Origin of the sequence: Acinetobacter courvalinii (assembly GCF_014635545.1) — a bacterium.
Classification (GTDB): Bacteria; Pseudomonadota; Gammaproteobacteria; order Pseudomonadales; family Moraxellaceae; genus Acinetobacter; species Acinetobacter courvalinii.
On record NZ_BMDA01000005.1, the window covers coordinates 92,418 to 106,147 of the forward strand.

8 protein-coding genes are annotated in these 13,730 nt (G+C 45.3%); 6 read left to right on the plus strand and 2 right to left on the minus strand.

Features of this window, described 5'->3' with window-relative positions:
- Together IEV39_RS15495 and recD are read left to right on the plus strand one after the other, a co-directional pair.
- Positions 1 to 3,714: a UvrD-helicase domain-containing protein gene (locus IEV39_RS15495; RefSeq protein WP_005280828.1), complete on the plus strand. Its 3,714-nt coding sequence runs from the start codon at positions 1 to 3 to the stop codon at positions 3,712 to 3,714.
- Between the two features lie 147 nt (positions 3,715 to 3,861).
- Positions 3,862 to 5,565, plus strand: coding sequence for an exodeoxyribonuclease V subunit alpha (recD, locus tag IEV39_RS15500; RefSeq protein WP_371873729.1), 1,704 nt, complete (start codon positions 3,862 to 3,864; stop codon positions 5,563 to 5,565).
- Positions 5,566 to 6,263: 698 nt separating this feature from the next.
- Here recD and IEV39_RS15505 read toward each other — a convergent pair.
- A complete protein-coding gene (locus tag IEV39_RS15505) occupies positions 6,264 to 7,562 on the minus strand; it encodes a serine hydrolase domain-containing protein (protein ID WP_005280822.1) in 1,299 nt (432 codons plus the stop codon).
- Positions 7,563 to 7,798: 236 nt separating this feature from the next.
- Here IEV39_RS15505 and rpsO point away from each other — a divergent pair, with 236 nt between their 5' ends.
- The 4 genes from rpsO to IEV39_RS15525 all read left to right on the plus strand — a co-directional run bounded on the left by rpsO (position 7,799) and on the right by IEV39_RS15525 (position 13,369).
- Complete coding sequence (gene rpsO, locus IEV39_RS15510) at positions 7,799 to 8,068, plus strand: 30S ribosomal protein S15 (RefSeq protein WP_004774141.1); 270 nt, start codon at positions 7,799 to 7,801, stop codon at positions 8,066 to 8,068.
- 256 nt (positions 8,069 to 8,324) lie between these two features.
- Positions 8,325 to 10,412, plus strand: coding sequence for a polyribonucleotide nucleotidyltransferase (gene pnp / locus IEV39_RS15515; RefSeq protein WP_171067863.1), 2,088 nt, complete (start codon positions 8,325 to 8,327; stop codon positions 10,410 to 10,412).
- Positions 10,413 to 10,693: 281 nt separating this feature from the next.
- Entirely contained in the window at positions 10,694 to 12,013 is a 1,320-nt protein-coding gene (locus IEV39_RS15520) for a dicarboxylate/amino acid:cation symporter (protein WP_005226497.1), read from the plus strand.
- A gap of 132 nt (positions 12,014 to 12,145) precedes the next feature.
- Positions 12,146 to 13,369, plus strand: a complete 1,224-nt coding sequence (locus IEV39_RS15525; RefSeq protein WP_005280817.1) for a magnesium transporter CorA family protein — start codon at positions 12,146 to 12,148, stop codon at positions 13,367 to 13,369.
- Positions 13,370 to 13,394: 25 nt separating this feature from the next.
- On the opposite strand, the gene IEV39_RS15530 is transcribed toward IEV39_RS15525, so the two are convergent.
- Positions 13,395 to 13,721, minus strand: coding sequence for a chaperone modulator CbpM (locus IEV39_RS15530; protein WP_005226501.1), 327 nt, complete (start codon positions 13,719 to 13,721; stop codon positions 13,395 to 13,397).
- Positions 13,722 to 13,730 lie beyond the last annotated feature (9 nt).

Here is a 13,730-nt window from a genome sequence, read left to right on the forward strand (position 1 = left end):
ATGAACGCGCGCTACCCTGTGTCTTTTCAACCGATTCGTGATATTCAGTTCGAAGGCCTGCATCTGATTGAAGCTTCGGCGGGAACAGGCAAAACCTATACCTTGTCCAGTTTAATGGTACGGATTTTCTTAGAAAAATATCTGCCGAATCAGGTGATTGCCACCACCTTTACCCGTGCTGCTGCTGCCGAATTAAAAAGCCGTATCCGTTTACGTTTGGTCGAGATGCAACAGTATCTGGAACCACTGCGGACGGTGCTGGAGCAGGATATCCAAGTTTTGGCTGCACAAGAGTCAGACCCGCTTAAACAGCAGGTTTTGCAGACTTTTGCACCGCGTATTGCCTATGCCTGCGAACGCTTGAAACTGGTGATTGACCAGCTGGATGAACTGTTTGTCGGGACGCTGGACAGCTTTAGCCAGAAGCTGCTCAGAGAGTTTGCTTTTGAAAGTGGCAAGATCGAAGCGGCGCAGATTACCGATGATGCAAAAAGCTATACCCGTCAATTGATTCATGATGTGTTGCGTGAGTGGATTCAAGCTCAACCGCAACAGGTGATTGATACACTTTATAGTGTAGGTGGTCTGAAAAGTGTGGATCATTTTGTATCCATGGTCGAAAGCTCCCTGAATTTTAGTTCGGCTCAGTTCAAGTTGCCGGCCATGCCCGAGATTGAGCTGGCCCAACTGCAGCAGTGGCAACAGCAAGCTGAACAGATTCAGCTGGAGGCGCTTGCGGATTATTTTGATCTGGATGGTGTGCATTATGCGCATATCAATGGCAGCTCTTTCCGTAATCATGCTTTCAACAAGCTGTTTACCGTGCATTGTCCAGCCCTATTAAATGCCTTGAAACAAGCATCACCGTTACAGGTGTTTGATACTTATTTTGAGGCTGATCGCGATGCCATGTTCAAGTTTTTAGACAAGCTCGACAGCCAGAAAATTTTTAAGAAATGTCCTGCAGACATTAGTGATGGTTTTTACCAGCATCCTGCGATCATACAGCTACAGACACTCTGTCAGGCCCTACAACAGACACAGCAGCAATTTGAGCAGTTGCAGGTGTATCTAAAGGCCTATCTGTGTATTGAAGTCAGAAAAAGGTTGCCTCAGGTTTTACAGCAAAAGGGTGAAACCACATTTTCCCAGCAAATTAAAACCTTATCCGAAGCTTTAAAAGGCGAGCAGGGACAACATTTCGCGGTATTTGTACAGGCCCGTTATCCGCTGATTCTGGTGGATGAGTTTCAGGATACCAATCAGGATCAGGATGACATGCTGGCCAGTATCTGGCGACATCCGCAGCGCTATCAGAAGGGCTGTATGATCATGGTGGGAGATCGTAAACAGGCGATTTATGGTTTCCGTGGTGGGGATATGCTGACTTTCCTGAATGCCCATCAGGATATTATGGCGAAGCAGGGCTGCGTCTATAAACTAATTCATAACCATCGTTCAGTAAAAGAACTGGTAGAAGTGGTGGATGTGCTGTTCCAGCGGCAGATTGACTTTGGTGAGCAGGTGCTTTATGACCCGATTCAGGCAGGGTCACGTCCACATCCTGCCCTGATTGAAAATAACCAGATCAATCCTGCACCATTACGCTGGTTACAGCTACAGGATGGCAATGAGCAAGCGACCCAAGTGGCCTGGAAAATACAGACCCTGCTCAATCAGGCCCATGCCGCAGAATTATATTTGGAGGATGAACATCCTAAAGCCATTTGCGAAGATGATATTGCGGTCCTTTCCCGTAGCCATCGCCAGCTGGATGAAGTGCAATACGTACTGGAGCGTTTGGGTATTCGCGTCAATCGTCCTTCCAAACGCAGTGTGTTTGATTCAGCCATTGCACAAGATGTCGGGGCATTGTTGACTGCCATTCTTCATCCTTATGATGAAGCCAAATTAAAACGTGCTTTACTCAGTCGTTTATTCGGTTTTGACTTAAGCCGCTTGTTGGCACTGGAACAGAGTGCAGCAGGCTTGAGCGCATATATCCAGCAGCTGGATGAAATACGGGAAATGTGGCTCAATCAGGGTTTTCTGGCGGCATGGCAACGTTGTCTCAACCAGTTTGGTATCTGGCAGCAACTGGTGGCAACACAAAGCAAGGACAATGAGCGTGCAGTCGTCAATTTACGCCATCTCACCGATATTCTGAGTCAGCACAGCGAACATGTGCAAGGCATACAGAACCTGTATCATTGGTATCTCAAGCAACTACATTCACCCAGTGACCGTGAATGGGAGCTCGAACATAAACTGTCCAGTGAAGCCGGTGTGCAGTTGATGACGATTCACCAGTCCAAGGGGCTGGAATATAAAATCGTGTTTCTGCTCGGTGCCAATAAAGCCTTTTCGGAAATGCAGAAAAGTTTAAATTTTTCCACTGCCGAGATTCAGCATCCGGAAACTGGACAGGTCCGCACACAACGGGTGGTTGCTGTCGCCGATAAAAACTTTCTGCAGCAGGCTGAACTGGATCAGCATCAGCAACGCGCGCTGGCTGAGCAAAACCGCTTATGGTATGTGGCGCTGACCCGTGCCAGCCATCGGGTCTATGCAGTATTTGAACCTGAGAAAGGCGATAAAAACAAGTTTTCCGGACTGGCATTCTGGAAGAACCAAGGCGATGCTTTCCAGCATCCTTGCTGCGCAGATGAGGCTTTGGTACTGGAACGGCCTTATGCCGCCTACCAGCAGCAAGGTAAACAGAAGTTCCCGCTTGCTGCCCAGCCCTTACCGGAGCAACGCTTTTACGCACGTGGCAAGACCAGTTTCAGTTATCTGGCACAGCATCTCAAGCATAAGGCCAATCGTGTTGATCGCTTGGCGAATATCGATGCCGACTTTGAACAGGCCGAAGATGAACTGCATCTTGCCAATAGCCAAGCCTTAGCGAGCTCTCAACCGATCGCCTGGATTAAACAGTATTTTCCGAAAGGCACGCTGGCTGGCAACTTTCTGCATGAAATCTTCGAGCAGATTGATTTTCAGCGTCCGGAAACGTGGATTGAGGAAATTCGCCGCCGTTTTAAAAATACTTATCAAAGTTTATGGGTCGAATTGCTTGAACAGTATCAGCAGCAGTTTCCGGAGCAGACGCAGCCAGAACAGCAACTGTATGAATGGATCGCTGGCTGGTTGCAGGATGTACTGGTGACGCCCCTCAATCAGGGCTTTCAATTAAAGCAACTGCTTGCGGGACAATATCTGTCGGAATGTCCTTTCTATCTGGCATTGTCGGATCGGGTACTGGCCATGCAGCGTGTACAGCAACTGTTTGAAGAGTACGGCATCCACATGCCCGAACTGCTTGAGGCCCGGTCTGCCCGCTATCTGAATGGTTCCATCGATCTGGTTTACTTTGATGGTCAGCGCTACCATATCGCCGATTATAAAAGTAATTATTTAGGCACGGCCCAAGCCGATTATCAACATGAGCAGATCGCAGAAAGTATGTCGCTTTCCAGCTACTGGCTACAAGCGGCTTTATATCTGGTGGCGTTGCATCGCTATCTCGGAGTGAAGTTGCAGAATTACAGCATTGAGCAGCATTTGGGTGGTGCATCTTACTTGTATTTACGGGGCATGAACGGGCAAGCACAACAGGGCTGTCTGTACTGGAAACCTGAAGACGAATTTATCTTGCGTTTAGACGCCATTCTTGGATATTTCTCTGAGGATAAAGCCGGAAAAATGGTGTAGATAAAATGTGTGAATTTAAATTAAACAAAAGCTTAACTTGTGGATAAGACTGTTTATAACCTTGTGGACAAGCGTGTGGGTAAGTTTGAGGATAACTCTGTGGAAAAGCATGTGGATGATCAGTCTGAGCAAATCACCTGGTTGAATATGTGGAGTCAGTACCTGACACAGGCAACCTTTTCTCAATCTGCCCAATCAGTGGGGGCTGCGCAAATATTACAGCAACTGGTTGAAGCCAGCTTGCAAGGCGACAGTTGTATTGAAGTCAATCCATTACAGCTTGAAGTGCTTGGTGACCTGGCCGTTTCGAGTGAGGCTGCTACCAGTCAGGTGGCGCCGTGCGTCTACGATCAGCAGGGCTTGGCATTATACCGATATTGGCAACTAGAGCAACGCCTCGCGGAACAGATTTGTCGATTAAAGCGACAAACGATTCAAACCCTTCAGGCGGCGGATTATCACGACCTGCTCAGTGATGAGCATCAGCAGAATGCCTTGAAAATGGTGTTGCAACAAGGCTTGAGCGTTATTACTGGCGGTCCGGGGACAGGTAAAACCTATACCTTGGCACGTATTATTGCAGCCCTGAACCAGATGATTCCTGATATTCGTATTGCTATGGCGGCGCCTACGGGGAAGGCTGCCCAACGCATGCAGGAAGCCTTACAGAACTCGTTTAATGATCCGAAGCTGTTGGCATCGGGGCTGATTAGCGATGAATTACGTCATCAAAATACCCAGACCTTGCATCGATTACTGGGCATGGGCAATCGGCAGATTCCACGTTTTAACCAGAAACAGCCTTTACCCTATGATGTGATTGTGGTCGATGAAGCCTCCATGCTGGATTTAAATCTGGCGACTGCTTTGTTTGAAGCCGTGCCTGATTATTGCCGTCTCATTTTATTGGGAGATGCCAATCAGCTGGCTTCGGTGGATGTGGGTTCGGTCTTGGCAGATTTACAGCAAGTCGCTGCATTGGCCGAGAATCGGGTGCAACTGCAAACCAGTCGCCGTTTCTCCGGGGAGGCCAAGATTGGACAACTGGCAAGATTTATTCAGGCCCAGCAACATCAGACCGATGTGGATGCTGTATTGGAAAATCTGGAACGCCAGATCGTCGCTGCAACCGCCTTGCAACCCGTTGCATTGTCTAAAGACATGTCTGACCTGATTCAACTAGAATATCTACCCGAACAGCATGAGACGGATATTAGCAGTGCCCAGCAGAAACTGATGTATGGCTTTCAAGGCTATATAGATGCGCTAAAGCTGTATATAAAGGCAGACGAACCCGAGCAATATATTCAACAGGTAATACAGCGCTTTGATGATTATCGGATTTTAACCGCGATCCGGCACGGACAATTGGGGATTGAACAGTTAAATCGTCATGCCGAACAATGGCTAAACCAGCAACTCAGACAGATTGCTGTAGGGGACTGGTATATCGGGCGTCCAGTAATGATGACCTATAATGATTACCAGCTTGGTATTTCCAATGGCGATATCGGGATTTGCTTTAAACACAGATCCCAGCCACAACAATTTGAAGTCTTTTTTCCTAGCCTGAATAAATGGATCGCGGCGCATCGCTTACCGCGTAACATGCAGACTGCTTTTGCCTTGACCATTCATAAATCGCAAGGTTCCGAATTTACCCATACCGCGATTGTACTGGATGCCAGTGCGGAGAAATTGCTGAGTCAGGAATTGATCTATACTGCAGTGACCCGGGCCAAAAAAGTGGTCAGTATTCTGGCTGATTCGAAGGCTCTGTTACAGGCGCTTACCACCCGCACAGTACGCCGTAGTGGTTTAGTGCAAAAGATCAATTTGCTTATATTGTGAACTTTTACTTCAAAATATAAGCGTTTGTAAGTAAAAGCTTACAAGGATTCGAGATATTGTCGCTAGAGCAAATGAGTGCTTTTTGAGATTATGTACCCACAAAGAGCCTGGCATGGAATGCGAGGTAAATCGCAAAAATATAATAATAACGTCGTGATGACAGCGAACTTACAGTGAAGTAAGTGATAAGAGAGGAAACTTACAGCCGCTAAGCCTTGTAGTTTTGGGAGAGACTACAGGGCTTTTTTATTTTCGCGATTCAGCACGACATATTTATCAACCTTCAGATCTGGCCGTCCTATGATTCAAAACGTGAATATTCATGTTTTTGTCACTTTATGCAGGTTTAATTTAGTCTGATAAAAACAAGAAATGAGAATTCTGTTGTAGAACAATTTTTTGTTATTATTAAGTTAAATGTTATACAGACTTGTACGTTTTTTCTTACACAGAGATAAGAAAAATGCTATTTTTCTCCACAATTGATTCTGACAGAATAGTCAGTATAGAAACAACACACATGCGATAACAAAGAATAAGTAAGAACATGATGTGGATAAAACATTCAGAGGGTATGAATGTGAAAGGAGAAGAAGAGTTAATAATAAAAACAAAGCAAAATGATAATAATAAAATCTCAGCGCAAAAGCCCAAGTTGAAACTTGGGCTTTTTTGTTTTGATCTGTTTAATTTAAAAGTTAAACCAGATCCGCCTCAGTACGATCTGTCGCAAATAGCGATCGACGCTGGTTTTTCGGAATTTTCGGGCAATTGCTAGAGATCTGGTATAGCGTTTTTGCCAGTGCAGGCAGATGTGTCCCTACGACTGATTTACCAGTGGTAAGCAGCGATACGCTAATGTCACGTTCAGGGTCCGCCCAACATAAAATATTGGAGAAGCCGATATGACCGAAGGCCTGTCCTGTCATTGGCCCAAATAAGCCAACTGGGTTGCTGCCCAGCATTGGCCCCAGCGCATAGCGCATCGGTGCCAGCAGAGTTCGATCCAGACTGACTCCCGAAGTCGGCAAGGTGGAACGGAATACGGTTTTGGCACTCATGATCTGCTTGCCTTGGTACTCACCACCACTCAGCAACATTTCAAAGAAACGGCCCGCCTGTTCAGCACTGGTATAGATGTTGCCCGCGGGACAAATGGTGTCCATAAAGCGTCGATCATTGGTGACATCCACCGCCAGTTGCAGACCGCCGCCTAATACGTGATTGAGGTAGTAGTCGGTGCCCAGACTTGGATGAATGCCGGTGGCATAGTTGAGGGCAACATCGTCACGATATTCAGGTTTTAAACCGTAGTTGAAATAGTCCAGTCCCATCGGTTTTTCGATATGCTCGGCGAGAAACTCACGAACACTTTGCCCTGTGACCCGCTGAACAATTTCACCCAGAATATAACCGGCAGTGACAGCATGATAGGCAAGGTGGGTACCCGAAGGGGATACCGGTTTTGCAGCATACAGCAGCTTTAAGATGTCTTGCTGGTTAAATAGCAGTTCTGGCGTAACTTCCTGATCAATACGTGGAATGCCGCCACGATGGGAAAGTAAATGGAAAATGGTGGCGCGGCGTTTGCCATTGACGCCATATTCAGGAATGTAATAGCTAATCGGATCAAGCAAATTCAGCTCGCCACGCTCATCCAGCATATGAATTAACATTGCCGTCACCATTTTCGAGGCAGAAAACAGGCAGACAGGCGTATCGGGTGTGGCAATCTTGGCATCTGCTGTCAAGCCCTCAGCGGAGTTGCCTTGCGCATAACCAATGCTACGATTAAGTAGAATCTGTCCCTGACGGCGTAAACATAAGGTGATGAGTGGATAATTCCCCGTTTTATATAAAGATTCAACACTGTTCCAGATTTTTTGAAGCTGTCTTTCGGTCATGCCACCCAAGTCCGCTGACACTTCATCTTTGCTACGAATTACCTGATTAAGGTCATCTGGCACGTAGCAGGTATTGGTCGATAAAATTTTCACGCATCCCTCGCAATTTTTCATTTTCTTTTTTGTCTGCCATCAATCTAAACAGAGCAAGGCTAGTGTGCCTATTTTGTACAATGCTGTCAGCTGCCGAAATGCCGGCGAACATAAAACAATTTTGCAATATAGCGATAGATCACTTAAAATAGCGCCTTGCTGTAGTGATGCACGGCAGTCAGTTGGTTCCAACTGATCAATATCATTTTATTTTTTAAGCATCTCGGAGAAATCGAATGGCTTTAACTAACGCAGATCGCGCAGAGATCATCGCTAAATTTGCTCGTGCTGAAAACGACACTGGTTCACCTGAAGTACAAGTTGCTTTATTGTCTGCGCAAATCAACGATTTGCAAGGTCACTTTAAAGAACACAAACACGACCATCACAGCCGTCGTGGTTTGATCCGTATGGTAAACCAACGTCGTAAATTACTTGACTACTTAAACGGTAAAGATCACGGTCGTTATGTTGCTTTGATCGGCGCATTAGGTTTACGTCGTTAATTCGATTTTACTTTGTTTTCGCTATTTCGCATGTTGCAATGCCTTATCGCTGAAAAGAGAGTTTCACCTAATTTCCGTTAGGTGAGTTTAGAAGGGGCGCTTGTTCGCTCCTTCTTTGTGTTTAAATTTATTTAAAAATTTTGATCTAGTGCGATGGCTTCTAAGCTTTGTCATTTATCCACACGCTAGTGGTGGTCTGAATGCCAAACCTTAGGGGTCTCACTAGAATAAAACTAGGAAAATATAATACATGTCAATGTTTAATATCATTCGTAAAGAATTCCAATTCGGTCAACATCAAGTTGTTTTAGAAACGGGTCGTGTTGCACGTCAAGCCAATACCGTGTTAGTGACCATGGGTGGCGTAACTGTTCTGGTTGCAGTGGTTGCCCAACCTAAAGCAAAAGCGGGTCAAGACTTTTTCCCGTTGACTGTTAACTACCAAGAAAAACAATATGCTGCTGGTCGTATCCCAGGTGGTTACGGTAAGCGTGAAGGCCGTGCCTCAGAAGCTGAAACGTTGATTTCACGTCTGATCGACCGTCCAATCCGTCCGTTGTTCCCGGAAGGTTACTTCAACGAAATTCAAGTTACAGCAACTGTTGTTTCTTCTGACAAAACCATGGATGCCGATATTGCTGCAATGCTCGGTACTTCTGCTGCATTGTCAATTGCCGGTACCCCATTCCGTGGTCCAATCGGCGGTGCGCGTGTTGGTTTAATCAACGGTGAATATGTTCTTAACCCGAACTTTGAACAACTTGCTCAATCTGACCTTGACCTTGTGGTTGCGGGTACTGAATCTGCAGTATTGATGGTTGAATCTGAAGCGAAAGAGCTTTCAGAAGACCAGATGCTTGGTGCTGTTCTATTCGGTCATGACGAAATGCAAATCGCAATTCAAGCGATTAAAGAATTTGCTGCTGCTGCGGGCGCAGTTGAATCAACTTGGGTTGCTCCAAGCAAAAACGAAGTGCTTCTTGAGCAATTAAAAGCAGCTTTCGAAGTGAAGATTTCTGAAGCATATACCATTGCAGTCAAACAAGACCGTTATGCGGCACTTGATGCACTTTATGCAGAAGCAGTTGCTCAGTTCGTTCCTGAAAATGATGAAACGGGTATTGCTGACGAAGTTAATGAATTATTTGAAGACCTTAAATACCGTACCGTACGTGACAACATCTTGTCAGGTAAGCCACGTATTGATGGTCGTGATACCAAAACTGTTCGTGGTATCGACGTACAAGTAGGCGTATTAGACCGTGCACACGGTTCTGCATTATTTACACGTGGTGAAACTCAGGCGTTGGTTACAACCACTTTGGGTAACACGCGTGATGCGTTGATGGTGGATACCCTTGCGGGTACCAAAACTGACAACTTCATGTTGCACTATAACTTCCCAGCATATTCTGTCGGTGAAACCGGTCGTGAATCTGGTCCTAAGCGCCGTGAAATCGGTCATGGCCGTTTAGCTCGTCGTGGTGTTCAAGCCGTTCTTCCAGCAGCTGACCGCTTCCCGTACGTGATTCGTATCGTTTCTGACATCACTGAATCTAACGGTTCATCTTCAATGGCTTCTGTATGTGGTGCTTCATTATCACTTATGGATGCAGGTGTTCCGCTTAAAGCACCAGTTGCAGGTATTGCAATGGGCTTGGTGAAAGAAGGCGAGCGTTTTGCAGTTCTTTCTGACATCTTGGGTGATGAAGATCACTTAGGTGATATGGACTTTAAAGTTGCCGGTTCTGCAAACGGTATTACTGCACTTCAAATGGATATCAAGATCGAAGGTATCACTGAAGAAATCATGGAAGTTGCATTAAACCAGGCATTTGCGGGCCGTATGCACATCCTCAATGAAATGAATAAAGTCATTTCACGTGCGCGTGCTGAAATCAGTGCCAATGCGCCAACATTTGAAGTGATTAACATCAATCCAGACAAGATCCGTGATGTGATTGGTAAAGGTGGTGCTACGATTCGTGCCATCACAGAAGAAACCAAAGCTGCGATTGATATCGAAGACAATGGTACCGTGCGCGTATTTGGTGAAACTAAAGCTGCTGCGCGTGCTGCGATTGCAAAAATCCAGGCACTTACTGCAGAAGTTGAACCAGGCAAGATCTACGACGGTAAAGTCATCCGTATCGTTGAATTTGGTGCGTTCGTTAATATCATGCCAGGTACTGATGGCTTGCTTCACATTTCGCAAATCTCGAATGAGCGTATTGCCAACGTGACTGACGTATTGAAAGAAGGTCAGGAATTGAAAGTACAGGTTGCTGATGTCGACAACCGTGGTCGTATCAAGTTGACAATGAAAGATATTGAGCAAGCATAAGCTAGCGTAGTCTTTTGACTCAAAAAGCGCATTGTGTAAACAATGCGCTTTTTTTATTAACTAGATGATTCTTATGAACATAATTTTTAAACATTTTAGGCATAAGCTGTAGAAATTATGAACATAAGTGGCTTTTATATTAGACATTAGTCTAATATTTTAAATGTGAGCCCTACAACTAACGTAGAATTCCCCAAATTTCCGTGCCTGCCGTATTTATGTGGTTTTAGATAGACAGTCGGAAGTCTATTTGTTCATCTCAATATGAAGGAATATTGCACATGCTTGTCGATCATGTAGCCGCAGGTCAAGATGACCAACAACCTCCCAAAAAACCAAAGTTCTATCAAATTCTCTATGTACAAGTGATCTTCGCAATTGTTGCGGGGATACTACTCGGTCATTTCTTTCCAGAGTTTGGTGAAAGCTTGAAGCCACTGGGCGAAGCCTTCATTAAAATGGTGAAAATGATTATTGCCCCGGTGATTTTCCTGACCGTTGTCACAGGGATCGCGGGCATGAAAAACATTGGAAGTGTTGGACGGGTGACCGGGAAGGCAATGATTTACTTCCTGACTTTTTCAACCTTAGCTTTGATTGTTGGTCTGATTGTCGGAAATGTGATTGAACCAGGTCATGGTTTAAATATTGATCCAAGTACCTTACACAGTACCAAAGTTGACGAATATGCAGCCAAAGCGCATGAGTCTTCAATCACCGGCTTCTTAATGAATATTATCCCGGATACCTTGGTCAGCCCATTCGTATCGGGACAGATTCTTCAAGTGCTATTCGTTGCCGTATTATTTGGTTTGGCTTTGGCAAAATCAGGTGATTTAGGTCGTCCAGTCACAGACTTTCTTCAACAACTGACCAATCCAGTTTTCACCTTGGTGGGAATGTTGATGAAGTTTGCGCCGATTGGTGCATTTGGTGCCATGGCCTTTACCATTGGTGCGTACGGGATTAGTTCGATTGGTAATCTGATGTTGCTGATCGCGACCTTCTATATTACCGCATTACTGTTTGTGATCGTCATTCTGGGCGCTGTTGCACGCTATAACGGTTTCTCGATTATTGACCTGATCCGTTATATTAAAGATGAACTCTGGTTGGTACTCGGGACCAGTTCATCTGAAGCCGCATTACCTTCATTGATGGCGAAAATGGAAAAGGCAGGCTGTGAGAAATCAGTGGTCGGTCTGGTAATTCCGACAGGCTATTCCTTCAATCTGGATGGCACTAATATTTACATGACCTTGGCAGCCTTGTTTATCGCGCAGGCCTGTAATATCGAATTGACGCTGACTCAGCAGATCACCATTCTATTGGTGGCGATGTTGAGCTCTAAAGGTGCAGCAGGGATCACTGGTGCAGGCTTCATTACCTTGGCAGCGACACTTTCAGTGGTACCTGCAATTCCAGTCGCAGGGATGGCACTGATTCTAGGGATTGACCGTTTCATGTCTGAATGTCGTGCATTAACCAACCTGGTCGGAAATGCATGTGCAACGATCGTGGTTGCGAAATGGGATAAGGCATTAGATAAAGAACAACTTGATCTGGCGTTAAAGCACGGGATCGTTAAAGAAGATGCATAATCTTTGATCTGTTCAAAAAGCCTCCTCGTGAGGCTTTTTTTATGGCATGGCAACCCGGTGGTTTGAATAGCGATAGCTTTTTATGACGCTTCATGGCAGCATTTCAATAGCTATCCAAATTCATCTTGTCCTATGCAGCTTTATTATTTTTATCGTCATAACAGCGAAAATACAATTTTTATTAGTACAGAACAACAAGCAGAACATGCGCTAGAATTTTTGTGGGTCGATAGTTTAAGACAGGATCTGGTCAATCATACCGAGACCTGGCAAAGTGATATTTGTCGGCATACGGGATTGGTCTTGAACGAATTTCATATGCGCGACTTACTCAATATCGAGCATCCTTGTGCTTTTGATACCGTAGAAGAATATGACCTGCTGGTGTTCCGTAAACTCATTAGCCCAGATGACCAGATTCTTGAAAGCGAGAATGTGCTGGAATCCCATGAGAGCGTATTTGGACTTGCCACCACACCGATGAGTTTTATCTTGACCCCTACGATTTTGGTCAGTGTCAGGGAGCAGGGCAATCAGGCAGTAGAGAGTTATATTCAGCGTATTCAGACCATTATGGGACGTCCGATCGCCGAGCAGAATAAACCGCGTAAATTGCCTGCCACACCCGCAGATCTGTGCTTGCGTTTACTGAATAGCATGATTGATGGTTATCTGAATCTACGGACTCCGCTCACCCGTCGGGTGGAATATTGGCAACAGCAATTGTTACAGGGCAATCGTCGTTTTAAGCAATGGCATCAGTTATTTCATGAAGACATGGCATTCCAGCAAATCGAAAATTTATGTGAGGAACAGATTGAAACCTTGCAGGAGTTTAGAGATGAGCTGGTGGATAATTATCATCATGTCGTGGGTGAGCATAAACATAAGGCACAAGATATCTTGCTGGTACGTTTGAATGATCTGATGAGCCATGTCGAGCGGGTACAGAAACATAGCTTACGCTTGCGTAATGCGATTCAGTCGGCTATCGATTTGCACTTTTCTGCGATTGCCAACCAGACCAATGAAAACATGCGTATCTTGGCGATTATCACCGCTATTTTTGCACCATTGACCTTGTTAACGGGTATCTATGGGATGAACTTCGAGTTTATTCCTGGACTGAAATCACCGGTCGGGTTCTGGATCATGCTGGGCGTGATGCTGATGAGTACGGTATTGCTGCTGTATTATTTCTATCGTCAGCATCTGGTTGGGCGCGGTGAACGGAGTGTAATTGATTTGCTGGCACAGCAGCATAAGCAGCGTAATCTGAATCTGCTATGGTTTCTGGACTATGAACCGATTAAGCAAACGTTGAAAGAAGTGGAGAAAATGACCAAGTTAAAATAGTTTGAACTTGGTCATACTAAATCCTTTAATGAAAATGTTTGAGCTGTTTACGTAGTTGTTGCACTTCATCAATTAAATCCAGCATCACGGCCACAGCTGACAGGCTGGCATCAAAGTCGCGTTGCAGGCGATAGGCACGTCTGGCACGGCTGACATCTTCACCAATAAACTGATAGCTTTGTGGGTCGACAGAGATTTGCAAAATATCATAATCAATCAGCTTGAGGACCCAGTCGGTACTTTGACCGCATGCTTCGGCAAAGTGTTCAAGATCAAGTGCCAATTGTTCATCAATGATTTCAACTTGGCAGTGACCGTCATATTGAATTTCTTTGTATTGAATCGTTGTCATGATCTTACT

Bases quoted from the DNA above. Each gene is read 5' to 3' on its own strand.
- IEV39_RS15530 (WP_005226501.1), bottom strand. From the start codon at position 13,721: ATGACAACGATTCAATACAAAGAAATTCAATATGACGGTCACTGCCAA.
- IEV39_RS15495 (WP_005280828.1), top strand. From the start codon at position 1: ATGAACGCGCGCTACCCTGTGTCTTTTCAACCGATTCGTGATATTCAG.
- rpsO (WP_004774141.1), top strand. From the start codon at position 7,799: ATGGCTTTAACTAACGCAGATCGCGCAGAGATCATCGCTAAATTTGCT.
- pnp (WP_171067863.1), top strand. From the start codon at position 8,325: ATGTTTAATATCATTCGTAAAGAATTCCAATTCGGTCAACATCAAGTT.
- IEV39_RS15520 (WP_005226497.1), top strand. From the start codon at position 10,694: ATGCTTGTCGATCATGTAGCCGCAGGTCAAGATGACCAACAACCTCCC.
- IEV39_RS15525 (WP_005280817.1), top strand. From the start codon at position 12,146: ATGCAGCTTTATTATTTTTATCGTCATAACAGCGAAAATACAATTTTT.
- recD (WP_371873729.1), top strand. From the start codon at position 3,862: ATGTGGAGTCAGTACCTGACACAGGCAACCTTTTCTCAATCTGCCCAA.